This is a genomic window from Sorangium sp. So ce363 (assembly GCF_051520435.1).
Classification (GTDB): Bacteria; Myxococcota_A; Polyangia; order Polyangiales; family Polyangiaceae; genus Sorangium; species Sorangium cellulosum_B.
The window spans coordinates 9,490,406-9,513,476 of sequence record NZ_CP150333.1 but is presented as its reverse complement, the minus strand read 5'-3'; the positions used below and the strand labels follow the sequence as shown (position 1 = coordinate 9,513,476).

General features: G+C 71.5%; 23 protein-coding genes. 15 read left to right on the top strand and 8 right to left on the bottom strand.

Going from position 1 to position 23,071, the window contains the following annotated elements; genetic code table 11:
- Positions 1–157: 157 nt before the first annotated feature.
- The 5 genes from WMF12_RS35765 to aroA are packed head-to-tail and all read right to left on the bottom strand — an operon-like array spanning position 158 to position 6,511.
- A complete protein-coding gene (locus WMF12_RS35765; protein WP_437852464.1) occupies positions 158–2,251 on the bottom strand; it encodes a 30S ribosomal protein S1 in 2,094 nt (697 codons plus the stop codon).
- Complete coding sequence (locus WMF12_RS35760) at positions 2,143–3,306, bottom strand: hypothetical protein (RefSeq protein WP_437852463.1); 1,164 nt, start codon at positions 3,304–3,306, stop codon at positions 2,143–2,145. Before WMF12_RS35760 ends, WMF12_RS35765 begins: the two co-directional genes overlap by 109 nt.
- A 4-nt stretch (positions 3,307–3,310) precedes the next feature.
- Positions 3,311–4,276 (bottom strand): hypothetical protein, encoded by a 966-nt coding sequence (locus WMF12_RS35755; protein ID WP_437852462.1) that lies wholly within the window; start codon positions 4,274–4,276, stop codon positions 3,311–3,313.
- Positions 4,260–5,072, bottom strand: a complete 813-nt coding sequence (gene cmk, locus WMF12_RS35750; RefSeq protein ID WP_437852461.1) for a (d)CMP kinase — start codon at positions 5,070–5,072, stop codon at positions 4,260–4,262. The genes WMF12_RS35755 and cmk overlap by 17 nt, the downstream gene beginning before the upstream one ends.
- Positions 5,073–5,125: 53 nt before the next feature.
- The gene (aroA, locus tag WMF12_RS35745) at positions 5,126–6,511 is read right to left on the bottom strand and encodes a 3-phosphoshikimate 1-carboxyvinyltransferase (protein WP_437852460.1); all 1,386 of its coding nucleotides are present in this window, start codon (positions 6,509–6,511) and stop codon (positions 5,126–5,128) included.
- Positions 6,512–6,634: 123 nt separating this feature from the next.
- On the opposite strand from aroA, the gene WMF12_RS35740 reads away from it, so the two are divergent.
- The 11 genes from WMF12_RS35740 (at position 6,635) to WMF12_RS35690 (ending at position 14,440) form a co-directional block, all read left to right on the top strand.
- On the top strand, positions 6,635–7,537 hold the full coding sequence (locus tag WMF12_RS35740; RefSeq protein ID WP_437852459.1) for a nucleotidyltransferase domain-containing protein: 903 nt from the start codon (positions 6,635–6,637) through the stop codon (positions 7,535–7,537).
- Positions 7,538–7,612: 75 nt separating this feature from the next.
- Positions 7,613–7,894 (top strand): cupin domain-containing protein, encoded by a 282-nt coding sequence (locus WMF12_RS35735; RefSeq protein ID WP_012239482.1) that lies wholly within the window; start codon positions 7,613–7,615, stop codon positions 7,892–7,894.
- 128 nt (positions 7,895–8,022) lie between these two features.
- Positions 8,023–8,328 (top strand): ArsR/SmtB family transcription factor, encoded by a 306-nt coding sequence (locus tag WMF12_RS35730; protein ID WP_437852458.1) that lies wholly within the window; start codon positions 8,023–8,025, stop codon positions 8,326–8,328.
- A gap of 46 nt (positions 8,329–8,374) precedes the next feature.
- The gene (locus WMF12_RS35725; protein ID WP_437852457.1) at positions 8,375–8,848 is read left to right on the top strand and encodes an ArsI/CadI family heavy metal resistance metalloenzyme; all 474 of its coding nucleotides are present in this window, start codon (positions 8,375–8,377) and stop codon (positions 8,846–8,848) included.
- Complete coding sequence (locus tag WMF12_RS35720) at positions 8,832–9,551, top strand: aquaporin (protein ID WP_437852456.1); 720 nt, start codon at positions 8,832–8,834, stop codon at positions 9,549–9,551. The genes WMF12_RS35725 and WMF12_RS35720 overlap by 17 nt, the downstream gene beginning before the upstream one ends.
- A complete protein-coding gene (locus tag WMF12_RS35715; protein WP_437852455.1) occupies positions 9,548–9,976 on the top strand; it encodes an arsenate reductase ArsC in 429 nt (142 codons plus the stop codon). The genes WMF12_RS35720 and WMF12_RS35715 overlap by 4 nt, the downstream gene beginning before the upstream one ends.
- Before the next feature lie 94 nt (positions 9,977–10,070).
- A complete protein-coding gene (locus WMF12_RS35710) occupies positions 10,071–10,277 on the top strand; it encodes a hypothetical protein (protein WP_437852454.1) in 207 nt (68 codons plus the stop codon).
- Positions 10,278–11,008: 731 nt separating this feature from the next.
- Positions 11,009–12,073 (top strand): hypothetical protein, encoded by a 1,065-nt coding sequence (locus WMF12_RS35705; RefSeq protein ID WP_437852453.1) that lies wholly within the window; start codon positions 11,009–11,011, stop codon positions 12,071–12,073.
- 53 nt (positions 12,074–12,126) lie between these two features.
- Positions 12,127–13,503: a serine/threonine protein kinase gene (locus tag WMF12_RS35700; RefSeq protein ID WP_437852452.1), complete on the top strand. Its 1,377-nt coding sequence runs from the start codon at positions 12,127–12,129 to the stop codon at positions 13,501–13,503.
- Between the two features lie 14 nt (positions 13,504–13,517).
- Positions 13,518–13,943, top strand: a complete 426-nt coding sequence (locus WMF12_RS35695; protein WP_437525066.1) for a hypothetical protein — start codon at positions 13,518–13,520, stop codon at positions 13,941–13,943.
- Complete coding sequence (locus WMF12_RS35690) at positions 13,940–14,440, top strand: hypothetical protein (RefSeq protein WP_437852451.1); 501 nt, start codon at positions 13,940–13,942, stop codon at positions 14,438–14,440. Before WMF12_RS35695 ends, WMF12_RS35690 begins: the two co-directional genes overlap by 4 nt.
- A 20-nt stretch (positions 14,441–14,460) precedes the next feature.
- Here the strand turns inward: WMF12_RS35690 and WMF12_RS35685 are convergent, their stop codons facing one another.
- From WMF12_RS35685 to WMF12_RS35675, 3 genes are all read right to left on the bottom strand, one after another.
- Positions 14,461–14,706 (bottom strand): hypothetical protein, encoded by a 246-nt coding sequence (locus WMF12_RS35685; RefSeq protein WP_437852450.1) that lies wholly within the window; start codon positions 14,704–14,706, stop codon positions 14,461–14,463.
- A gap of 61 nt (positions 14,707–14,767) precedes the next feature.
- Positions 14,768–15,340 carry a hypothetical protein gene (locus tag WMF12_RS35680; RefSeq protein WP_437852449.1) on the bottom strand — a complete coding sequence of 191 codons (573 nt, stop codon included), beginning with the start codon at positions 15,338–15,340 and terminating at the stop codon, positions 14,768–14,770.
- Positions 15,315–16,409 carry a hypothetical protein gene (locus tag WMF12_RS35675; protein ID WP_437852447.1) on the bottom strand — a complete coding sequence of 365 codons (1,095 nt, stop codon included), beginning with the start codon at positions 16,407–16,409 and terminating at the stop codon, positions 15,315–15,317. Before WMF12_RS35675 ends, WMF12_RS35680 begins: the two co-directional genes overlap by 26 nt.
- A 977-nt stretch (positions 16,410–17,386) precedes the next feature.
- Between WMF12_RS35675 and WMF12_RS35670 the strand changes: the two genes are divergently transcribed.
- From WMF12_RS35670 to WMF12_RS35655, 4 genes are all read left to right on the top strand, one after another.
- Positions 17,387–18,079, top strand: coding sequence for a hypothetical protein (locus WMF12_RS35670; RefSeq protein WP_437852446.1), 693 nt, complete (start codon positions 17,387–17,389; stop codon positions 18,077–18,079).
- A 101-nt stretch (positions 18,080–18,180) separates the two neighbouring features.
- Positions 18,181–19,209, top strand: a complete 1,029-nt coding sequence (locus WMF12_RS35665) for a hypothetical protein (RefSeq protein ID WP_437852445.1) — start codon at positions 18,181–18,183, stop codon at positions 19,207–19,209.
- Positions 19,210–19,359: 150 nt separating this feature from the next.
- Positions 19,360–19,959: a hypothetical protein gene (locus tag WMF12_RS35660; RefSeq protein WP_437852444.1), complete on the top strand. Its 600-nt coding sequence runs from the start codon at positions 19,360–19,362 to the stop codon at positions 19,957–19,959.
- 91 nt (positions 19,960–20,050) lie between these two features.
- A complete protein-coding gene (locus WMF12_RS35655) occupies positions 20,051–22,798 on the top strand; it encodes an ATP-binding protein (RefSeq protein ID WP_437852443.1) in 2,748 nt (915 codons plus the stop codon).
- Positions 22,799–23,071 lie beyond the last annotated feature (273 nt).

Below are 23,071 nucleotides of genomic sequence, written 5' to 3'. Positions count from 1 at the left end.
AAGAGGCGAGGCCCTGGGAAGGGCCTCGCCTCTCATCGACATCGGGTCCACACGGCGAGCCGGGGGCACCGGGGCGCACTCGGCCCGCCGCACCTGACGTGCAGCGGGTGAGCGCCTGGCGCGCGGCCGCGTCAGCGACGCCGCGCGCCGGGCAGCGTCACTTCAGGTCGAGCTTGGTGCCGAACTTCTCCTTGATGAGATCACCGATCGTCCCGGCCGCCGGCTTGTCGTCGTCGTCCTTGCGCTTCTGCTGCTGGCGCTGGACGGGCGCGGGGCGCTCCATGCCGATGTTCTTCATCGTCAGGAAGAGCCGGCGATCGACCGTGTCGAGCGATGAGATCTCGGCCTTCACCTTGTCGCCGACCTTGAGCTTGCCTTCCTCGGGCTCCTGCACGTCACCCTGGGAGATCAGGCCCTCGACGCCCTCGCGCAGCCGCACGAACACGCCGTAGTCGACGATGCTCACCACCTGGGCGTCGTCGAGGACGCGGCCGGGCGGGTACTCCGTCAGCATGCTCGGCCACGGGTCGTCCCAGAGCTGCTTGATGCCGAGGGAGACCTTCTTCTCGTCGTGGTTGATCGAGAGGATGATCGCCTCGACGTCATCGCCCTTGTGGTAGAGGTCGCTCGGGTTGTTGACGCGCACCGACCACGAGAGATCGCTCTTGTGGACCATGCCGTCGACGCCCTCCTCGATCCCGACGAAGACGCCGTAGTCGGTGAGCGACCGGACCTTGCCCGCGATCTTGTCGCCGGGGTGGTACTTGTCCGTGAACAGCATCCACGGATCGGGCTCCAGCTGCTTCAGACCGAGGCTGATGCGCTTCGCGCGCGCGTCCACCTCGAGCACCTGGCACTCGAGCTCCTGGCCCACCTCGAGCAGCTTCGACGGGTGCTTGACCTTCTTGGTCCAGCTCATCTCGCTGACGTGGATGAGGCCCTCGACGCCCGGCTCCAGCTCGACGAACGCGCCGTAGTCGGTGATCGACATGACCTTGCCGCGGACCTTCTTGCCCGCCGGATACGCCTCCTCGGCGTGGTTCCAGGGGTCCTCCTGGGTCTGCTTGAGGCCCAGGGAGACGCGCTCGGTGTCGGCGTTGTACTTGAGGACCTTCACGAGGACCTCGTCGCCGACCTGGAACACCTCGCTCGGGTGGTTCACGCGGCCCCACGACATGTCCGTGATGTGCAGGAGGCCATCGATCCCGCCGAGGTCGACGAACGCGCCGTACTCGGTGATGTTCTTGATGGTCCCCTTGACGGTCATCCCTTCCGTCAACGTCTCGAGCGTCTTGGCCTTCATCTCGTCGCGCTCGCGCTCCAGGAGCACGCGCCGCGAGAGCACGATGTTGCCGCGCTTCTTGTTGAACTTGATGACCTTGAACTTGTAGGTCTGGCCGATCAGCTTGTCCAAGTTGCGGATCGGGCGGAGATCGACCTGAGAGCCCGGGAGGAAGGCCTTCACGCCGCCGCGGATGGTGACCGAGAGGCCGCCCTTCACGCGCTGGCTGATCGTGCCCTCGATGAGCTCGTCCGCCTCGCAGGCGTTCGAGATCTCATCCCAGACCTTCATCTTGTCGGCCTTCTCCTTCGACAAGGTCACGAGGCCGTCGTCGTTCTCGCGGCTCTCGATGTAGACGTCGACCTTGTCGCCCGCCTTGACGGCGCTCTGGCCCGCCGCATCCGCGAACTCGCGGAGCGCGATCACGCCCTCGCTCTTGCCGCCGATGTCGACCACGACGGAGTCGCGGTTCACTGCGACCACGGTGCCGGAGATGATCTCTCCTTCACGCGCGAAATCGCCCCCCTCCACGCTCTGTTCGAAGAGCGCGGCAAAGCTCTCCATGCTCGCCCCGGACGAGCCAGCCTCCATATGGATGTTACTAGTCATGTTGTTCGTTCTTGTTTCCTTTCCTTCCCTGGGATTCGCCGCGCGGGCGCAGGCGTGGACCCTAGGTGCCACGCACGAGCGGCGGAGGGGCAGGCACACACGTACCGATGCACCCGGGCCCCTCGGGAGAGGCGAGCCTGTAGTCTGAGGAGGGGCCTCTGTCAATGCAACGACCGAGCCACTGGAGGTTTTTGTGGGTCCGGTCCGTTTTGCTGGGAAGGATGTGCCCGCCCGCTCAAAGCAGCGCGATCTCAGGGCGCGCCGCCCAGCGCGCTCCCTCCGGCGTCGAGCGCGTCGCGCGCGGCTCGGGCGCGGTGTGCGATCTCTGCGCAGGCGCGATCGAGGCCCTCGTGGGGCCATTTCGTCCGGATCTCGACGAGCTCTCCCTGCGCGAGGGCCTGGGCTCCCTCGAGCGCGGCGCCCGCGCCGGCGACGTCGGGGAGCAGCGCGAGCGCGAGCTTGAGGCTGCCGAGGAACGCCTGGGTGTCCGGGGCGAGCGCCGCGGCGGCCTCGCCCGCAGCGGGCGCGAGGCGCATCGAGAGCTCGGGCTCCGCGCCGAGGGTGAGCGCGCCCGAGGCGTGGTCGACGCGGCGGAACAGCGCTCCGGCCCGCGGCAGCACGCCGGAGACCGCGGCGGCGGCGCCGGACCACGCGGCGCTGGTGAGCGCGAAGGTGACGGCGCCCTGCTCGGGCAGATCGAGGCGCCGCCACTCGTCTGCGTCGGGCGACGCGGGCAGCGCGGCCTTCACGATCTCGACGTCCGTGCCGAGGACGAGCGTGCCGTCGTCGGCCTGGCCGAGCACGGCGCGCGGCCCGACGAGGAGGAGCTCGCCCTCGCGGCGGACGCCGGTCCAGCCCTCGTCGCGGGCGACCTTCTCCATGCCGGCGACGAAGCGGCCCTTCGGGATGCGCCCGCCCGCGAGCGCGACCCAGCTCGCGGCGTCGGTCGACGCGACGACGATCTCGCGCAGATCCGACGGGAAATCGAGGCCGGTGGCCGCCTCGATGCGCGCCTTGCGCGACGCGGTCTGGGGCGCGTCGTCGAGCAGCGGGAGGAAGTGCCGGCGCACGGGGCCGAAGAGCGCGAGGTCGGCGGTCTCGAGGCGGACCACGATGTTCGCGTCGCCCGGGATGTGCTGCCGGGCCGTCGGCACATAGCGCCAGAACAAGAGGTAGACGCCGAGCGCCGCGCCGGCGAGCAACGCGGCGAGCGCGATCGCGACAACGAGGCACGCGGCCCCGCGAGGGCGGCCCGGGCGCTGCGGGGCGGCGGGGGCGCCCTCGCCGGGCGGCGCGGGGAGCGCGTCTGCGGGGGCGGCCCCCGGCGCCGGCGCGGGGTCGCCCTCGGGCGCGGGCGCGGCGAGGTCGTCGGTCACTGTCGGTCGGATCGGTTCTTCGATCAGGGTGTCAGGCATCGGCTTAGCCCGGGGAGCGCCCGGACAGCAGGGCGAGCACGAGGGGCGCAGGGAAGAGCCAGCGGAGCCGCACGGTGCTCTCCACCTGCTCGATCGAGAGCTCCTTCATGAGATCTGCGTAACGTACATCCTCGACGTTGTCGCGGAACACCTCGATGAACCGGCGGGCGCGCTCCGCGCCGGCCGCGTCGACGCCGACGAGCTCCACGTCGAGGCGCACCCCTTCGTCGTGGAGGGACGCCACGGCGCGGACCCGCGCGACGCCCGCGACGAGCGCGCCGATCGACGGGAAGCGCCGCGCGAGGTAGGGGGGGAGCCGGCGCGCGCGCAGATCGAGGCTCACGAGCCCCTCGGCGGCCGGGTCGCCGCGGCGCGCGTCGGGGCCGTCACGGAGGAGGCGCGCGACGCTGCTCACCTCGACCGCCGACACGAGCGCGACCGCGCGATCGCCGAGCGCGATGATCCGCGCCGTGTCGGCGCGCGATCCAGCGACGCCGCCGCGGCGGTCGAAGACGGCGACGCCGTCCTGCGCCGCCGGCGCCGGCTCCCAGCGGCCGGGATCGGGCGTGAGCCCGGCCATCCGGCCCTCGAGGACGACCACGCGATCGCCCTCCTCGAGATCGGCGAGCCGCAGGCCGAGCCAGACGACGTCGGCGCGCTGGAGGGCGCTCTCCAGCGCCTCGTCGGGCACCTCGTCGAGCGCGCGCCGGGCGAGCTCGTCCGAGGCCGCCTGGCCCAGCCCGTCGCGCATGCGGGCGACGTCGACGCGAACGACGAGATCGAGATCGGCCGGGAGCAGATCGGCCGGCTCGATGCGCCGGACGACGCGCGGGCCTGCGGGGCTCGCCGCGCGCGCGGGGTGGCCGCCGCCCGCGAGCCGCGGCGCGGCGTCCCCGCAGGCCGGGAGCCCGAGCGCCATCATGGCGGCGGCGGCGACGGCGGCGGCGCGGACCTCAGCCGCCGCGCGCACGGATCTCCACGAGGGTCGCCATCTCGTCGATGATCTCCTGCGGGCTCCTGTGCCCGGAGTCGACGAGGATCGCGTCGTCGGCCTTGCGGAGCGGCGCGACGGCGCGCTCGCTGTCGGCCTTGTCGCGGCGGAGCACGTCGGAGAGCGTCGCCTCGAAGCTGACGGGCATGCCGCGCGCGACGAGCTCGTCGTACCGCCGCTTCGCGCGGATCTCGGCCGGCGCCGTCAGGAAGAACTTCACCTCGGCGTCCGGGAACACCACGGTGCCGATGTCGCGCCCCTCGAGCACCACGCCGCCGCCAGCGCCGGCCTGCCGCTGCATCGCGAGCAGCGCCTTGCGCACGGCGGGGATGGCCGAGACCCGGCTCGCCCCGAGGCTGATCTCGGGCGCGCGGATCGCGCTGGAGACGTCCTCGCCGTCGAGCAGCACGCGCATGCCGCTGCCCCCCAGGCTCGACTGGGCCGGGGCGTTCGCGGGCGGGGGGGCGGAGGAGTCGGGCGGCATGCCGTGCGGGCTCCGCTCCAGCGCGATGCGCCCGCCGCGCGCGAGATCCTCGGCGAGCGCGCCGATCTCGCCCTCCTCTTCCCACGTGAGGCACGCGCGGCGGGCCGCGAGCGCGACGGCGCGGTAGATCGCGCCGGTGTCGACGAGCAGGTAGCCGAGCCGCTCGGCGAGCCCTCGCGCGACCGTGCCCTTGCCGGCGCCGGCCGGTCCGTCGATCGCGACGCGCAGCCGCCGGGGCTCGCCCCGGGCCGGGAGGTGGTGCGCGTCGTCCTGTCGTTGTCGTTCGGTCACCTGCGCTCCTCCTCCTCTCTCTTCCTCACGGGATCGCCTCACCGATCGCGCGCTCACGCGGCGCGGGCGCCCTCGACCTCGATGCGCGCGCCCAGGGCGCGCAGCGTCCCGACGAAGAGGGGAAAGCTGGTCGCGATGCAGCCCGCGTCGCGGACGCGCGTGGGCCCGCTCGCGGCGAGCCCGAGCACGGCGGCCGTCATCGCGATGCGGTGATCGCCGCGGCTGTCGACGTCGGCCGCGTCGAGCGGCCGGTCGGGCCTGCCCTCGACGAGGAGCCCGTCGGTGCGCTCCTCGCAGCGCAGGCCGAAGGCGCCGAGCACGGACGCCATCGCCGCGATGCGGTCGGTCTCCTGCGCGCGCAGCTCCCGCGCGTCGAACACCTCGGTGAGGCCGCGCGCCCGCGCGCCGAGGCCGAGCAGGATCGGCAGCTCGTCCATGGCGCGCGACGCGAGCTCGCCGCCCGCGCGCCCGGCGCGGAGGCCGCCGCCGGAGGAGGCGGACGCGACGTGGACGTCGCCGGTGGGCTCGCCGAGGGCCTCGCCCTTGATCTCGACGGCGACGCTGCCATCCATGTCATCCATGTCGCGCAGCACCTCGAGCAGGCCGGTGCGCGTCGGGTTGAGGCCCACGCGCCGCGCGGTCACGCGGCTCCCCGGCACGATCTGCGCGGCGGCGACGAGGAACGCGGCCGCGGAGAGGTCGCCGGGCACGTCGAGCTCGAACGCCGGGAGCGCCCCGGAGAAGCGGGCCGCGTCGAGGCAGACCATCGCGCCGACCGAGTCGATCGGCACGCCGAGCGCGGTGAGCATGCGCTCGGTGTGATCGCGCGAGACGATCGGCTCGCGCACGAACGTGGGGCCGTCGGCGTAGAGGCCGGAGAGGAGGAGGGCGCTCTTCACCTGGTCGCACGGGACGGGGAGCTCGTGCTCGATCGACGAGAGCACGTGCGGCTCGGGGAGCGGCCCGACGTCGAGCGGCGCCGTGATCTCGCCGATCTTGCGCGGATCGAGCTGCCCCTCGATGCGCCCGCCGCGGAGCCGGAGCGGCTTCGCGACGCGATCCATGGGGCGGCGCGAGAGCGACGGGTCGCCGACGAGCCGCGCGGCGAAGCGCTGGGCGACGAGGATGCCCGCGAGGAGGCGCATCGTGGTGCCGGAGTTGCCGCAGTCGATGGGGCCGCCGGGGGCGCGGAGGCCGGAGAGCCCGGCGCCGTGGACGACGAGGTCGCCCGGCGACGGCTCCTCGACGCGGACGCCCATGGCGCGCAGCGCGCCCACGGTCGAGAGGACGTCGCCGCCGAGCGTCCCGCCCCGGATGCGGCTCTGCCCGGTGGCGAGCGCGGCGAGGAGGAGCGCTCGGTGGGCGATGCTCTTGTCCGCAGGGACCGGCACGCTCCCGATGAGCGGCCGCTCCGCCGGGTGGACGATGAGGTCGGGCACGGGTTGCCGTGTAGCAGAACGGCGGGCGCAGGCACAGCGGGCGGGGCGCCGAGGGCGGCGGGACGGCGCGGGCGCCTCGATGTTAGGGTCGCCGCGTCGCAGTGGGGATCGACAGGAGGCGGCATGGACGAGGCACTGGACGTGGCGGCGCGCGTGGCGGCTCGGCTCGGCGCGATCCCGGGCGTGGTGGCGGTCGTGCTGGGCGGATCGCGCGCTCGCGGCGCGGGCCACCCGGACTCGGACGTCGATCTGGGCATCTATTACGAGCCCGAGAGCCCGCCCGACCTCGCGGCGCTGCGCGCGCTCGCGCGGGAGCTCTGCGCGGGCGGCGCCGAGGGCGACGTGGCGGCGCTCGCGCGGGAGCTCCACGCGAGCGCCGCCGAGGACGTCGTCACGCCGCCCGGCGCGTGGGGGCCCTGGATCAACGGCGGCGCGTGGCTGGAGATCGAGGGACACCGGGTCGACTGGCTCTACCGGGATCTCGCGCGTGTGCGGCGCGTGATCGGGGAGTGCCGGGCGGGGCAGGTGACGTGCGACTACCAGCCCGGTCACCCGCACGGCTTCCTCAGTGCCAACTACCTGGCGGATATCCACGACTGCCGGCCGCTCTTCGATCCGGAGGGCGCGCTGGCCCCGCTGAAGGCGCTCGTGACGCCGTATCCGCCGGCCCTGCGGAGGGCGCTCCTCGAGAGGTTCCTGTGGGAGGCCGGCTTCGCCATCGACACCGCGAAGAAGGCCGGGCGGCGCGGCGACGTGTTCTACGTGAGCGGCTGCCTGTTCCGCGCCGCTGCTTGCCTGGTGCAGGCGCTGTTCGCGATGAACGAGCGCTACCTCTCGAACGAGAAGGGCGCCCTGCCGAGGACGCGGGCGCTCTCGCGGTGCCCTCAGGGCTTTGCCGGCAGGGTGGAGGCGACGCTCGCCGCGCCCGGTGAGGGCGCGGAGGCGCTGCTCGCGAGCCTCGGGCGCATGGAGGCGATCGCGCGCGAGGTGCGCGAGCTGTGCCGCGGCGACGAGCCGAGCTGCTAGCATCCGCCGCGACGATCGCCGAGGGCGCCGCGGGGGCGGGCCAGGCGGCGGCGCATGAAGCCAGGACGAGGAGCCATGGAGTCGATCAAGCTGGAGCACGGTCCGTCGGAGGAGCAGCTGGCGAAGCTCGGGGCGCGCGGCTGGCCCATCTGGACGAAGGAGGTGTCGACCTTCTCGTGGCACTACGACGAGCGGGAGATCTGCTACCTGCTCGAGGGCGACGTGATCGTGACGCCCGCGGAGGGCGGCGGCGCGCCGGTGCGGATCCAGGCGGGGGATCTGGTGACGTTCCCCGCGGGGCTGAGCTGCACCTGGGAGGTGCGCTCGCCGGTGCGGAAGCACTACCGGTTCGGCTGACCGGGGTTTCACGGCGCCGAGGCTCCCCCGCGCTCACTCTCAGGGCACCAGACGCGGCACCAGCTCGTATTTTTGTTTATTTGGAAGAAGGGCTTGCGCCGATTCTTCGACATTATTAGAAGTAAGGCGTGCCGTCGACGCTCGACCGCCACGCCGAACAGCTCGCCGCGCTCGGTCACCCGGTCCGGCTGGCTGTCCTGCGCTTCGTGGTGCAGGCCGGCGCGGAGGGCGCCTCCGCCGGCGACATCCAGGCGCACGTCGGACTGGCCGCCTCGACGCTGAGCCATCACCTGAAGCGGCTCGTCGATGCCGGCGTCCTCAGGACACGCGGGGAAGGGACCTTTCACTACTACAGCGCTGACTACGAGGCGCTCCGTGCCCTCACGGCGTACCTGTGGGAGGACTGCTGCAAGCGCGGCAAGGCGTGCTGCTGATTTTTTTTGCTCCCATATTTCGATATTTTTGGAAGGAAGGCGCGTGATGAATGTCCTCAAGCCTCATATCTCGCTCAACGTCTCCGACATCGACGCTTCGGTCGTGTTCTATGAGAAGGCCTTTGGCGTGCGCGCCACCAAGCGTCGTCCCGGCTATGCGAAGTTCGACCTCGCGTCGCCTTCCTTGAACCTCACGATGCAGGAGGCGCCGCGTACCGGCGTCAACGCGGGCCACTTCGGCGTGCAGGTGGCGAGCACCGAGGATGTGCTCGAGGCCAAGAGCCGCTTCGAGGCTGCGGAGCTCAAGACCTTCACGGAGGAGGACACGGCCTGCTGCTACGCAGTGCAGGACAAGGTCTGGATCGAGGACCCCGACGGCAACTCGTGGGAGGTGTTCGTGGTCAAGGGCGACGCGGCCGTGATGGGGAGCCAGCCCGCGAAGCCTTCGAAGAGCGATGCCGCGTGCTGCGCGCCCGGGTGCTGTGCGCCGTCCAAGCTCGACGATGCCGCCGCGCGCTGATCTCACCCGCAGGGCCGTCGCTGAGGCGCTCGGGACGGCTTTGCTGCTCGCGACCGTGGTCGGGTCCGGGATCATGGCCGAGCGTCTTGCTGGCGGGAACGTGGCGATTGCCCTGCTCGCGAACACGATTGCGACGGGGGGCGCCTTGGTGGCGCTCCTCCTGACCTTCGGGTCGATCTCCGGCGCGCACTTCAACCCCGCCGTCACGCTCGCCGACGCGAGCCAGGGTGGGCTGCCCTGGCGCGAGGTGCCCGCCTACGTCCTGGCCCAGGTCGCCGGCGCCTTCGCGGGCGTCGCCGTGGCTCACGTCATGTTCGGCGAGGCCCTCTTCTCGGCGTCTCAGCACGAGCGCTCGGGGCTCGCCCAGATGGTGAGCGAGTTCGTCGCGACCTTCGGGTTGCTCGCCGTCATCTGGGGCAGCGTCCGGAGGCGGGCCGAGTCGGTCCCGTTCGCCGTCGGCGCGTACATCACGGCGGCCTACTGGTTCACCTCGTCCACATCGTTCGCCAACCCGGCCGTGACGCTCGCCAGGGCGGCGAGCGACACGTTCGCCGGCATTCGGCCGACCGACGCGCCGGGGTTCATCGTCGCACAACTTGCAGGGGCAGCGGCGGCGACGCTGGCGTTTCGCTGGCTCGTTCCCGCCCTGCCCGAGGTCGCCGAGCGCGTCGTCGATCGCGCGCTTCCGGAGGATGTTCCATGAAGACCGTGCTCTTTGCCTGCGTTCACAACGCGGGCCGCTCCCAGATGGCCGCGGCGTGGTTCAACGCCCTGTCCGACCCGTCCAAGGCGCGCGCCATCTCGGCCGGCACGGAGCCCGGCCCGCGCGTCCATCCCGAAGTGCTCGCCGCGATGGCGGAGGAGGGGATCGATCTCTCGGCCGTGAAGCCCCAGCGGCTGACCGACGCGCTGGCGGGCCAGGCGGCGCTGCTCGTCACCATGGGATGCGGGGAGGTGTGCCCCGTGGTTCCAGGGCTTCGCCGTGAGGACTGGCCCCTCGAAGACCCCAAAGGCAAGCCGGTGGAGCGCGTGCGAGAGATCCGCGACGAGGTCCGCGTGCGCGTGTCCGAGCTCGTGTCTCGCGAGGGGTGGGCCGCTGCGCCTACGGCCGAGGAAGGCCGAGGATGAACCGCGAGCCGGCGGGCGCAGCGGAGCACCGGCGATCGCCGCCGGGCAGCTCATGCGGATCCAGGCGTTGCGGGCGTTCACTACTTCCCGCGGCGTGGCGCCGTCGGTGTTCGACGGGGCGTTCAGCGCGAGCTGCTCGCGCTGCGCCTCCACCTTCTCGATCTCGAGCGCGGCCGCGACCCAGGCGTCCACCACCTGCGCTAGCGGCCCCTCGGGCGTCTTCAGCTTCTTGAGCAGCTTCTCCGACGCGTCGTCGAGCCGCGACCGGAGCAGCTTGGCGTCGCCCGCCTGGTCGCCGTAGCTCCGCGAGACGGCCTTGCGCCCCGCCGGGGCGAGCCGATCGCGCAGGTCGAGGACCGCCGCCGCGAACGCGGGGTCGTCGGTCATCTCGGCGAGCGCGCCGAGGTAGTTGTACGCCCCGCGGAGCTTGCGATCGTGCGTGGCGTCGAGCGCTAGGGCCTTCTCCATGAGCGCCTTCGCCTGCTGCTGAAGGCTGGAGCCGAGCCGCTGCGTGGTCAGGATCCGGCCGTGCGCCTCCTCGACCGCGGGCAGGAGCGGCACGAGCAGCGGCAGCGACGTGAAGACCCTCCGATCCTGCTCCGGATCGAGCCAGGGCCCGAGATGTTGACCATCGCTTGCGGGGTGAGATGGCGATAACCCATGAGATACCCTCCTTCGTCAGGGGCGTCCCGAATCTCGGTCCGGGTTGGCTGGATGCAACGTCCCGCGCCCTGGCGGCCGTCGCGATCTTGCGCCGTCGCCGGAGGATCGCTGGTTGCGCTCGGCCCGCTTCGGGGAGCCCGGATGGGCGGCCAGGATATGTGCTCATCTCCTGAGAGAGGCCCTGTTCTTCCAAGAGAGGCCCTCTTCCTCACCAGAGGCGCGCTCCGTGCCGGCGCGCCTCGACCACGCAGGAGGGCGATTTGATGAGAATTTTTGGCTGTGATTTGCAATGCGCCCGTGCGAGCAAATTCGGCCTGTGGGGGATTCAAAGCGCAGGCAGACCTATGTTAATGCACGTCTGCCCGAGGGATGGACGCCGCTCCGGCCGAGGCCGAAGCTGAGCTGAAAGGCGGTACCGCGCCGGATTGGGCCGGCGCGGCATCGGTCCCCTTGGTAGGGCCGAGGTGCGTTTTGCTGCGTTCTGCGCTGGTCATCTGTTGGTCGCACGTGGCGGCCGTCGCGATGTTCCTCCTCGCGCTCGAGCCAGCGTTCGCCGCGCAGCCGCCGCCACGGTCGCCGCGCGTGACAGCTTTGATCAAGGAGGCAGAGGCCGCCCTGGAGCGGCTCGACATCGCGCGCGCACGCGACCTGTGGGCGCAGATCTACGATATCGAGCGTTCTACGGTGGGGATCTGCCAGCTCGGGCAGCTCGACCGCCGACTCGGGCGCTGGGTGGACGCCGTGGTGGAGCTCACGCGCTGCGTGAAGGAGATGCGCCCGCCGGCCACGCCCAGGGAGCGGCGGCTCCACGACACGCGGCATGCGGACCTGGCGGCGGCGCGGCTCGAAGTGGCGCAGCTCAATGTGTTCGCGCCCGCGGGGGCGGCGCCCGTGCTCGTGGATGGGCGCATCGTGGACGAAAGCGGTCAGATCTACGTGGCGCCTGGGCAGCATGAGATCACGACGATGTTGCCTGATGGCCGCAAGGTACGCTCCATGGTGCACGTCACCGCGAGAGAATCGCGCGTTGTCCTCCTGAGCGCCGAACCGGCGAGCGTGCGCTCGGTCGCTCCGTTGAAGGCGACGCTGGCGGGCGCGCCGGCTCAACCGGAACCCGGTCCGGCGCCGTGGCTTCTCTATACGGGCTCCGCGGCGTCGGGCGCGCTTCTGGTGTCGGGGATCGTGCTGCACATCGTGGCATCGATCGAGGACACCACCTTGAGGGACGAGATGTGCAAGCCCCACTCGGACATGGAGACTGCGGGCGTGTTTCGAAGAGAGCAGCAGGCCGTCGAGGTAAAACAGCACCTCAGCACGGCAGCGCTTGTTGCCGGGACCGCCCTCGGGGCCGCGACACTCGCGGTTGCGGTGCTGCCGAATGGCACTCAGATCCGCGCGCGTAGGGCTGGCGCGGAGGTGCGGTTCTCGTGGTAGAGCCTGGTACCGTCTGGGAAGGTCACCGGATCCTCGGTGAGGTTCACGATGGCATGGTCCGCACGTTCCTCGCCCGGCAAGTAGACGACGAGGGAGCGACGGTCTGGTTGCACGTTCGTGAGGGCCAGGCCTTGGACAGGAAGGCCTTCACGTCCGAGCTGAAGCGGCTGCAGGATATCTCGCGAGCGGTGCCGCAGATCGAGCCCGTTCTCTACGGCGACGCAGGCGGCCTATCTGCCTGGGTTGCGTGCCGGCGGAGCGACGGCATCGGCATCAAGGACGCAATCTCCGGGGCCGATCTCGGGGCGACCGCGCTGCGCATGGTGATCGAGATCGCCCGCACGATCGAGCGCTGCCACGCGCTGGGCTGGTGCCATGGGGCGCTGAGTCCGGAGCGCGTGTTCATCACGTCGCAGCGCGACTACTGCATCCGCCAGTTCGGCCTGGTCAGGTTGTTCCGGATCGAGCCGCACGAAGCCGCACGAGAGCCGCTGGTGGCGCCGGAGCTGCTGAGCGGCGAACGTGTCGGCCCACGGGCAGATGTCTATGGCCTTGGAGCCCTGCTGTACGAGCTCGTGTGCCGTCGCTCGCTGGACGTCGGCCAGACGGGTGAGCTTGGGGCGCGGCGTATCACCCCGGTCATCCCGAACGACACCCCGCGCGCTGTCGCCGCCGCGATCGAGATGGCCCTGGCCGAGGATCCGCGTCGCAGATACAGGAACGTCAACCACTTCATCACCGTGCTCGAAGACCTCGTGGACGCATGGCCTGCGTTGGACCAGGCACCGAGCCGCCATGATGACCGGGCTTCGAGCGCTGGCGCAGCGCCGTCAACGCTGCGTAGCTCGCACCTGGAAGGGCCACGGTCGCCAGCATCCGTGATGGACGGCCCGGATACTCGACCGTCCGAGGTCGCGCCCGGGGCTGTGCCATCGGGGGTTGCGCCGTCGAACGAGGACGAGCCTCCGCTGCCGCAGGTTCCCCCGCTCGATGTGCCCTCGTGGCCGGCCTCCACTCCGAAGGAGCCGGTCTTGCCGCCGCCACCGTCGTTGATCCGGCAACCGGAACGAGAGCTCATGGCCGCCCGGCGCAGTCCTTCCGGAACGCCGCCGCGGCCATTCCCCCGACGCATCGCTGCTTCGCTCGCTGCGTTGGCTGCGATAAGCGCCGGGGTGCTCTGCTTGACCCAGCCGGCTCGGGTCATGCTCCGCGCGGAGAAACATGCAGCGACCCTGGTGGATACGCTCTCTCCGCCACGAAATGTGCAGCGCCCGACGCGAACGCTGGGCTCGGCGCCGACCGCGTTGAGGGAAGCGGACAACCGGCCGCGCACCGCGCTCCCGCGGCAAATGAGCGTGGCGACAAGAGCCGAGCTGCGCCTGCCGTACTGCGAGGCCGGCGATGTGAGCTGTGGTCCTGCGATGTACTAGGAGGGCTTCTGTCGATGCGATGTGTTCTTCTGTTCATCGGCGCTGCGGCCGCGGTAGGTTGTGTCCCCGACCGCGACTGCCCTGGCACAGGGCCCCACGAGGGCGATCGTGCCGTGTGGCTCTGGAAGGGCACGCAGAACGAGGTGCAAGACTGTGCGGAAGAGACGGAGGTCCTCTGGGATGGCTGGCGGGAAGATACCTCCACATCACCCGAGTCGCCGTCGTTCGCGCGTGCTTGCGCGGGCGTCGTTCGCGATGACCTCCCGGACGGGTACACCCTTTGCGTGATCCCGACCGAGGACGAGGAGATCTGCTACGAGGGATACGAGGATCGCGCGGTGTACGTCGAGGAGAATGGAGAAGAGCACGTGATGTGCTGCACGCCCGCGGGGCACCCGCCGACGGTGATCCCTCTGAGCTTCGGCGAATGCACGACATGAGCGAGCCGATGGCAAATTCCCTCGCACGTGCGCTCTCGCCGCTGTTCTGGGTTGTCGTGTGGAGCTCGGGTGGAGGGTGCCTCGCTCAAGCCGAGCCCGAAGTCTCGGGCAAGGCGGTTGTGACGCGCGCTGGCGAAGAGCTGGTGATCGACACCGGCGGTAACGGAACGAAACTTGTAGGCCTGGACGACGATCCGACAGGCCTGTGCGTCGTGCGGAACTCGGGTGGCCTCAGCGTGGTGGTCGAAAAGGGGGATGACGCCCGGCTTTCCTTCATCAACGTCATGGACGGGGGCGGCCTGCCTCATGTATCTGCGACGATCGACGGAGATCTTTACCAGGGTCCGTGTGAGATTATCGTCCAGGAGCAGCCAACCGACCCGTACGAGGCCGACGTGTCGGCGGGGCCGTGTGACATCATCCGGCTCTTCGACGGGGCAACGGCGCGCGTGGAGACGGCGGTCTTTCACGTCTCGGACTGCAGCGGGGCCGACTAGCCGGGCGGGCTGTCCTGGGGCTATCGCGCCCTCTCCGGCGGACCGTCGTCGACCCACTTCCCGAAGCTCTCGCGGTGTGCCGCTGCCCATGCGCGGTCCCTCTCCGGCAGATCATCGTGCCATACTTCGGCGCACAGCTTGCCCAGTTCCTCGAAGCGCGACTTCCATTCTTCGGGATCCTTGGTCGAGAACAGCGCATGTCCGATGGTCACCTCGCGCACGACGCGAGGCACGAGGGACTTCGGCTCCCCCATCGAAGGATTCATCAGTAACCTCCGGGTTGACCGCCGGTGGGGTCGTTGGGCTGTCCGCCCATCCGGGTCATACCTACCAGAAGATCCGACCCGCCGCTGCTGGCTCCACGCTGACACCGGACCACGCGAGCGTGCTGATGAAGCGGACACCGCACGTCGCCACGAACGCCACATACTGCGTCGATAGGTAGGCCGCGCCGGCCTCCATGGCCGGGAAGAATCCAAGATAACGCAGGCACAACCCCCATGCGTTGCACACAGGGATGCGCCCGAAGTCGAGCCGCGCCGCGAGCTCGAAGGACACGGGCGCACGGAACGGCCTGCCCCGGACGGCCGCCGTGGGGCCGGTCAGCACGCCGAGCCAGCGCGCGTCGCCGCCCAGACCGAAGAGGCCCACGTCGGCGCCGATGCCGATGTCCACGGCGTTGCGGATGGGCCATCGGCGCAAGCCGGTGACCGATGGCATGATGCCGCCCGTCGCGCGCGTGGCACGCGACCCTAGCACGACATAGGTCGCCTTGACGTCGATCTCCCAGCGCGGCGGCGCTCTCTCTTCCGCCCGCGCGACTGTGGGCAGGAGCGACAGCGCGGCGAGCCCGACGTACGAACCCGTCCGAGCGCTACCTGTCCATCGCCAGCGGACCATCGTCGGCCTGCGCCTTCCTTCGAGCGGCGCGGACCGCTGCGAGCCAGTGCGCCTGGTCGGGGTCGCTGTTCCACGGCGGGGCGTCCCGGTAGAGCGCATCCCAGTATTCCCATACTGCTGCCTCGGCCGTCGCCGGCTCGCCCTCGCCCTCGGGCGCGTCCTCGACGCGGTCCACGAGAGAATACCAGGGTTCCTTGGCGAAGGCGTCCACGCTACGCCACGGTCCAGCAGGCCCGCTGCCGAAGCGTCCATCGCTGCTCTGGAGATATCCTTCATAGGCGCTCTGCGCCAGGGCATTTCTCCGGCGTTGATTCACCCACAGCATGCACGTGTCACGGTACAGCGCTGCCCAGAGGCGGTCCTCCTCCGGCACGTCATCTCGCCATGCGCTCGCATACAGCGCTCGCAACTCCTGCTCGCATGCCGCAAGCCCCTTCGCATCGTCCGGAACCGGCAGCGCCCTGAGGGCCCGCTCGCGCGTGGCGCTCGGACCGGGAAGCGCAGGCGCCGCAATCTCCCAGATCGCGGGAGGCTCCAGCATCGGGTGGATGGGCCTTGTCAGCGTCCTCGGTCTTCCGCGGCGTCCGATCCGAAAACCCCTTCGAAAGGCGCGTAGCCCGTCGACTCGGTGTTCCTGGGGCGTGTCGTCGGATGTCAGCGTGTGCCAGAGAGCGCTCCTGTGGAGTCGCGACGTCGGATCCTCCGCCGCGCGCTCGCTTGCGCCGGGGCGCATCTGTTTGGCGGCCTCAATCATGGAAAAACAAGCGCTTTTGACGGCCTCCAGCACCATGGGCCAGGGTGGTGCGGGCTCTCCGCCGAAGCGGCCATGGCGGTTCTGGAGATGCGCTGCATTCGCCTTGTGGCTGATGTCAGCGTGTCCGGGATCGTCAATCCACTTGCTGAATTTCTTGCGATACGGCTCCGCCCATGCGCGGTCTTCCTCGGGCAGGCCATCGTCCCATGCCTGTGCGCACAGCTGGCCGAGATTCTCGAGGTGCCATTTCCAGAGATCGGGGCTCTTGGTCGTGAACAGGCCGTATCCGTAGCCTGCCTCCTGCACTGCGAGCATTCCAGGGTGCTTCGCCAGCCACCTCATGGCCGATCTCCCGGCTGTCTGCCCGTCGGGTCCGTGGGCTGTCCGCCTGTCGGGTCCGTCGGTGTCGGCGGGCATCCCCAGCCTGGTCCAGCGCCGAGCGGGCAGAGGAGAGGGACGAGCCGAGGAAAGGCCCATCCAGGAGGCGGCGCGGGTAGCGCGATCAGGGTATTGATGATGTCGTCCATGTCGACCGCATCGGGGTCCGTCAGCTCGGCCGGCACCTTGATATCGCCTGCAGTGGCACTGCCGCGATCTGGTCTCTCCGCCGATCGCGATCGCTGGGATCCACGATGGAGCAGCCGCGGGCAAACACGACGAGCAGAACGCCGCGCCGATGGTTCATCGGTTTCCCCCCCTGATTTACCGATCCACGTACCCGTAGACGGTGGCCGACCTTACCAGCGGTCGCCGCCGCCGGTCAAGCCGCGACAGACCACCTGGAGGACGGTGACCGGCGCCCAAGCGCCGCCACTGGCCAGGGCTTCGCCTTCGAAGAAGTGGCAGTGACGGTGCCGAACAATTGGCCGAACATCGCCGGGTCGGGGAAGCCCACCCGAACCGCCCTTCACCAGCAGCGCAGAGTTGCGCCGCTCCTTCGAGCGCGGTTCCGCGAACGCTCGCGCCGCTCGACCCGGGTTGAGAGGGCACCACGCACTCGGCGCCGTCCACCGCGGAACTCCGGCTCCCTCCGCCCCGGGTCTCGACTAAAATACGACCCCATGGGCCTTTTTCATCGCTCCGGCCTCAGGCGATATCGTCCCAGGCGTAAACGTCGGGTTTGGTGCGGTGGCGCCGCTCTGGCGCGGGGGTGAAGCGCGGTCCTCTCTCTCGCCCCTGCGAGCTTGCTCAGGAACAGCGACGCCCGCAGGTACGCATCGGGAAGGCGCGGCGCGGGGACTGGGCGCGCGGATGGCTTGATGCTCACCGCCTGTCCATGGAACCCTGCGCGCATGAAGCTGCTCCTGAAGGCTATGGCGGCCGCTGCGGTCACCGTGATCGCCCTTGGCTGCTCGATCATGGACCCCGACGATCGCGACGAGCTGAGACGACGGATCGCGACGCTTCCGGCCGCGACGCTATCGCGCTTGCAGAAAACGAAAATGAACACCAATGCGCTGAGCTGGCTGCTGACCTACAAGGACGAACACGATCAGGTGGGCAAGCTCCAGTGCCGGTTGAAGGCCGGCGGCACCTGGAGCGGCTGGAACGACCAGGAGCCGACGTACACCGTCGCGGACTTGATCCAGTGTCTCCTTGAAGGAGGAGATATCCCCGTGACGTACACGATGTGTGCCGACGAATTTCAAGGCAGGGGCAATGCGGCCATGAATCTCAAGATCCTGCACGAGGAGCAGGTGCCGGGCGTGACGCAGGTCGAGTGCAGGTTCGTGTGGGATTTTCGTTACGAGCCGGAGAAGGTGCCGTCCAACCTGACGAACCCCAGATCGATCACACTCGACGAGCTGATCGACTGGCTGATCTCGCTCCCGGCGCCGCCTCCGGGATTTGCGTTGCCTCAGCTCGTCCCGCTCCTCTGCCCGCTTGGCGCGGGGCCAGGCTGGGGGTGCCCACCTCGGCCGACGGACCTTCCGGGCGAGCAACCCACCGACCCGACGGGCGGTGAGCCAGGGGATCATCCATGAAGCTCAGAACGTCGCGCGTGTGGTACCTCATGCGGCGCATCGAGGTCGAGGCGGGCACGGCGAGTCACCTATTTTCGCCCCAGGATATTTGGGGTCGGAACATGGACCTCGAGACCCTGGGCAGGCTGTGCGCCGAAGCATGGCACGACGACCTGCCCGAGGCGGACCGCGCATGGGCCGAGGCGCATCGCGAGAAATTCGGGAGGTGGGTCGACGATTCGCGGCCCGAGGCCATCCGCCCGAGGGTGGACGCGGGCTCTCCCGAGAGCCTCACGGGCAGGTTCGACAAGGAGCCCGCTCCGCCGTGGCCGATGCTGCTCGAAGCCGTCAAGAGCGCGTTTTTTACCTTCGTCGTGGACTTCGGGCAGACGGTCGCGGGCGAGGGCGAGGGCGCGACGGGCGATCCGACAGCGCGCCTCCACCGGACGTCCGTCTGGCGGGCGCTGACGGTCGACGACGCCCCCGAGGTGGACCGGCCCTCGGCGCTCCGCGCCTTTCGGAGGGGGTTTCGGCGTGGGCGCCGCGGGCTCCCGAGCTCCATGACGAGGCCCATCCGCCCGATGGTGGATGTTGCGCGGTTCTGGACGTTTAGGGCGCCTCCTCTCCCCGGACCGAGCGCGGCGCGCAACCGAGCCCTCGCGGACGCGTTGCGTCACACGACGGTTCTCAAGGAGTCGGCGGTGCTCCTGCAGGAACTGCGCGATCTCTATGCGAGCGCCTGGCGAGACGACGTGCCGGAGGAGGACCGCGAATGGGCCGAGTCCTACCGCCACTCCTGCATGACCGAGGTCAACCGTCGTCGGCGAGACGCCGTGGCCCAGAGCGCGTACGAGGGCTATCTCCAGAGCAGCGACGGGCTCTTCGACGGGGAGCCCGCAAGGCCGTGGCCGAACCTGAGAGGCTACGACTCGGACCCATGGCGCGCTCTCGTGGATGCCGTCGAGGACGCGCCCGAAGGCGAGAGCGAACTCGCGACCGCCGAGGCGGCAGCGCGCGAATTCTGGGACTCGCTCTACCGGGAGGCCCCGCCGTGGGACAGCGACCCGGCCAAGGTGCACTGGCTCGCGGCGGTCCGCGCCGCGCGACGAAAGGGGCTGTCCGGCGATGTTCCGCCGGGCGGAGGGGCGTAGCGCTCACGATGTTCCGCCGGGCGGGGGGGCGTAGCGCTCACGGACTCCCATTTGCCTTTGGCACGGAACTGCCGCTCCCTCCGCCCCGGGTCTCGACTAAAATAAGACCCCATGCGCTTTTTTCATCGCTCCGGTGGGATCGTTTTCTCCATGAAGAGCGCTCGCGCGCTCGCGCGCGCCGCCGGGGTGCTCGGCGCCGTGCTCTGCGCGGCGTGCGCTGCAGACCCCGAAGCCCCGCCGTCCGAGATCTCGGTCGGCACGGTCGACGGCACGGACGCGGTGCTCGCCCTCGTGCGCGGCGAGGGCACGGTCACGCTCTACGTCTGCGGCGGCGTGAGCAGCTACGCCACCATGACCCGGTGGTTCGAGGGAACCGAGGACCCGGGCGGCGCGTTCTCGCTCGAGAGCGACGGGTGGATGGCCACCGCCGATCCGGGCGGCGAATCCGGCCGGCTGCGCACGCCGGAGGGCGCGGAGCTCGCCTTTCGCGCGCGTCCCGCTGCGCTCGACCGCATCGAGGGCCTCTACGCGGCGGTCGACGGCGGCTGCCGCACCGGCGCCGTCGTCTTCACGCCCGACGACGCCGAAGCGCCAGCGCTCCAGGGCACCTGGTGCGGCGCCGGCGATCTCTATGCCCAGGTGACGCCGATCCGCCCGCTGTCGGTGCTCGATCGACGCGGGATCGAGGTGCAGGTCGAGCTCAGCGGCGCACGGAAGAAGCTGCTCGTGACCCCGCTCGTGCGACCCTGAGCCCCCGCCGCATCTCCGCCGTCCCGCCGCAGCCCCGCCGTCCGCCCGCTCCGGCGTTGAATCCAGCCCCCGTCCGATCGAAGGTCAACGCATGGCGGACGCAGCTCGGCCGCGGAGGCGGCACCTTGCCCTGCCCGCGTCGCGCTTCATCGGCCGGGACGGCGAGCTCGTCGCGATCGCCGAGCTGCTCCGGCGCGGCGAACGGCTCGTCACCCTCTGGGGCCCGGCCGGCATGGGCAAGACACGCCTCGCCCTGGAGCTCGCCAGCCGGTGGGCCGAGGCGCAGGCCGGCGAGGCCGTGTGGCTCTGCGAGCTCACCGCCTGCCGCGACCTGCGCGCCGTCTGCGGCGCGGTCGCGCGCGCGATCGGGGCGCAGGTCGCGGCAGGGCGCCGGGAAGCGACGCTCGTCGAGCGGATCGGCCGCGCCCTCGCGACCGAGGGGCCGGCGCTGCTCGTGCTCGACAACCTGGAGCACGTGCTCGAGCAGGCCGCGCCGGCCCTCGACGCGTGGGTGCGCGCGGCGCCCGAGCTCCGCTTCCTCGCGACGTCGCGCGAGCGCACCCGCCTGGCAGGGGAGATCAGCTACGAGCTCGGCCCCCTCGGCCTCCCCGCGGAGGGCTCGACCGAGCGCAGCGCGGCCGTGGCGCTCTTCCTCGATCGCGCCGCGGCCCAACGCGCTTCCGCGCCGCCGCCGCCGCCCGGCGACGAGCACCTCGCCGACGTCGCCGCGCTGGTGCGGCGCCTCGAGGGCATCCCGCTCGCGATCGAGCTCGCCGCGGCGCGCGAGGGCGTGCTCGGCGTGCGCGGCCTGCTCGCGCGGCTGGGGAGCCGGCTCGATCTGCTGGCGGGCGCGGCGCGCGGCAGGGAGGCGCGGCAGGCGACGCTGCGCAGCGCGATCGAGTGGTCGTGGGACCTCCTCGACGACCGCGAGCGACGGGCGCTCGCCTGCTGCTCCGCCTTCCACGGGCCGTTCACGCTCGCGGCGGCCGCCGCCGTCCTCGCGGAGCCCGACGCCGCAGCGATCGATCGGATCGAGGCGCTGCGCGACAAGTCGCTGCTCCGCGCGGCGCCCCCGAGGAGCGACGGGGCGACGCGCTTCGCGCTCTACGAGGTGGTGCGAGAGCTCGCCGCCGAGAAGCTCGCCGAGCGCGGGGAGCGCGAGGCCGCGATCGAGCGGCACGCGGCGTTCTACCTGGCCGCCGGCGAGGCGGCGGCCGCGGACTTCGAGCGGCGCGGCGCGCTCGACGCGCTCAACCGCATCGCCGGCGATCTGGAGGAGCTGCTCGCCGTCGCCGAGGGCGCGCTCGCCCTGGCGACGGCGCCTCGCGCCGGCTCCGAGGCGGCGGCCGAGCGCGCGCTGCGGGCGCTCTGCGCGATCGAGCCCGTGCTCAGCACCCGCGGGCCGTTCGGGGCGCAGCTCGAGCTGCTCGACCGCGCGCTCGCGGCGGCCGAGGCGCTCGCGGCCGATCCGCGCGTCGTGGCCCGCGCGCTCGCGGCGCGGGGGCGCGCGCGGCGGCTCCGAGGGCAGGCGGAGGCCGCGCTCGAGGACCTCGAGCGCGCCCGCGCGCAGGCGGCGGCGCTCGGCGCAGAGGCGCTCCTCTCGGGGATCCTCGCGGACCTCGGCGTGCTCCACCACGGCCGGCGCGACATGGAGCGCGCGCGCGACCACTACGCGCAGGCGCTCGCGCTCCACCGCGCCCGCGGCGACCGCCGCGCCGAGGGGCGGGTGCTCGGCAACCTGGGCGCGCTCCACCACGACGAGCGCCGCGAGGGCGAGGCCGCCGCCTACTACGAGCAGGCGATCGCGATCGCGGCGGAGGTCGGCGACGGCCGGATGGAGGGCATCTTCTCGACGAACGCCGGCCTGCTCGAGCAGGAGCGCGGGGCGCCCGCGCAGGCGCGGCGGCGCTACGAGCGCGCCGCCGCGATCCTCGGCGAGGTGGGTGATCTCCGGCTGCTCGCGATCACGCTCGGCAACCTCGGCGCGCTCCACCACGAGGAGGGGCGCCTCGCCGATGCGCGCGCGTGCCACGGCCGCGCGGTGGGGCTGCTCCGCGAGGTCGGGGACCGCCGCTCCGAGGGGATCGCCCTCTGCCGCCTCGGGGCGGCGCTCGCGTCGGTCGGCGAGGTGGAGGAGGCGCGGCGCGCGATCGAGCCCGCGGAGCGGCTGCTCGCGCAGCTCGGGGACGAGCCCGACGTGGAGCTCGCGCGGGTGGCGTCCGGCTTCGTCGACCTCGCGCTCGCCCAGGCGGCGCGCCGCGCGGGGCGGGGGGAGGAGGCGGCGGCGCACGCGGGCGCGGCGCGGCGCAGGATCGCGCGCGCCCGGGAGGGATCGCCGTCGAGCGCGAGCCGATCCGACGACGTGCGGCTGCTGCTCCGGATCCTGGAGCGCAGCCTGGCGGCGCTCGGCGGCCCGCCCGAGGCGCGGGCGGAGGGCGAGCTCCTCCTGACCGAGGGGGCGCGCTTCGTCCGCCCGCCGGGCGGCGGCTGGCACGACCTGCGCGAGCGCCACGCGGCGCGGCGCCTGCTGCACGCGCTGGCCGAGCAGCAGCGGTCTGCGCCCGGCCGAGGGCTCTCCCTGGCCGCGCTGAAGGAGGCGGGGTGGCCCGGCGAGCGGATCTTGCCGGACGCGGCGGCGAACCGGATCTACGTGGCGATGAACCAGCTGCGGAAGCTCGGGATGAAGCCGTGGCTCCGGAGAGACGCAGAGGGGTACTCGCTGGATCCGGCGCTGCCGGTCCACTACGTCGCGGTGGAGCCGGCCGCGGGGGGAGGGGGCGATCCGCGCGGGGGGGAGACGCACCAGGGGGACGGCGGGGGCGGGGGGAAGCGGCGGTAGGGGGCTGCTCGCCGGCCGCCCGCGGAATGGCTGGGAGAGCGAGGGCGGGGGGGCGCCGCGGGAGGGCGCGCGAGTCGGTTTAAGAGGGGATTAAGGGGTGGTCCTGCGGCGGGGACCTAGCCTGTGAGGCGGAGGTCACGCCATGCGCATCATTGCTTCTGCTCTGCTGATCCTTGTCCCTGCCATTCCCCTCGCCGGATGCGGTGAGCCCGAGCCGGCCGCCGCATCGAGCAGCGCTAGCAGCGCGGGATCAGGAGGTTTCGGCGGCGATGG

Bases quoted from the DNA above. Each gene is read 5' to 3' on its own strand.
- WMF12_RS35675 (WP_437852447.1), bottom strand. From the start codon at position 16,409: ATGCTCGCAGTGCAGGAGGCAGGCTACGGATACGGCCTGTTCACGACC.
- WMF12_RS35685 (WP_437852450.1), bottom strand. From the start codon at position 14,706: ATGAATCCTTCGATGGGGGAGCCGAAGTCCCTCGTGCCTCGCGTCGTG.
- WMF12_RS35695 (WP_437525066.1), top strand. From the start codon at position 13,518: ATGCGATGTGTTCTTCTGTTCATCGGCGCTGCGGCCGCGGTAGGTTGT.
- WMF12_RS35680 (WP_437852449.1), bottom strand. From the start codon at position 15,340: ATGGTCCGCTGGCGATGGACAGGTAGCGCTCGGACGGGTTCGTACGTC.
- WMF12_RS35665 (WP_437852445.1), top strand. From the start codon at position 18,181: ATGGACCTCGAGACCCTGGGCAGGCTGTGCGCCGAAGCATGGCACGAC.
- WMF12_RS35655 (WP_437852443.1), top strand. From the start codon at position 20,051: ATGGCGGACGCAGCTCGGCCGCGGAGGCGGCACCTTGCCCTGCCCGCG.
- WMF12_RS35740 (WP_437852459.1), top strand. From the start codon at position 6,635: ATGGACGAGGCACTGGACGTGGCGGCGCGCGTGGCGGCTCGGCTCGGC.
- WMF12_RS35765 (WP_437852464.1), bottom strand. From the start codon at position 2,251: ATGGCCCCACGAGGGCCTCGATCGCGCCTGCGCAGAGATCGCACACCG.
- WMF12_RS35760 (WP_437852463.1), bottom strand. From the start codon at position 3,306: ATGCCTGACACCCTGATCGAAGAACCGATCCGACCGACAGTGACCGAC.
- WMF12_RS35660 (WP_437852444.1), top strand. From the start codon at position 19,360: ATGAAGAGCGCTCGCGCGCTCGCGCGCGCCGCCGGGGTGCTCGGCGCC.
- WMF12_RS35705 (WP_437852453.1), top strand. From the start codon at position 11,009: ATGGACGCCGCTCCGGCCGAGGCCGAAGCTGAGCTGAAAGGCGGTACC.
- WMF12_RS35735 (WP_012239482.1), top strand. From the start codon at position 7,613: ATGGAGTCGATCAAGCTGGAGCACGGTCCGTCGGAGGAGCAGCTGGCG.
- WMF12_RS35725 (WP_437852457.1), top strand. From the start codon at position 8,375: ATGAATGTCCTCAAGCCTCATATCTCGCTCAACGTCTCCGACATCGAC.
- WMF12_RS35700 (WP_437852452.1), top strand. From the start codon at position 12,127: ATGGTCCGCACGTTCCTCGCCCGGCAAGTAGACGACGAGGGAGCGACG.
- WMF12_RS35690 (WP_437852451.1), top strand. From the start codon at position 13,940: ATGAGCGAGCCGATGGCAAATTCCCTCGCACGTGCGCTCTCGCCGCTG.
- WMF12_RS35670 (WP_437852446.1), top strand. From the start codon at position 17,387: ATGAAGCTGCTCCTGAAGGCTATGGCGGCCGCTGCGGTCACCGTGATC.
- WMF12_RS35720 (WP_437852456.1), top strand. From the start codon at position 8,832: ATGCCGCCGCGCGCTGATCTCACCCGCAGGGCCGTCGCTGAGGCGCTC.
- WMF12_RS35715 (WP_437852455.1), top strand. From the start codon at position 9,548: ATGAAGACCGTGCTCTTTGCCTGCGTTCACAACGCGGGCCGCTCCCAG.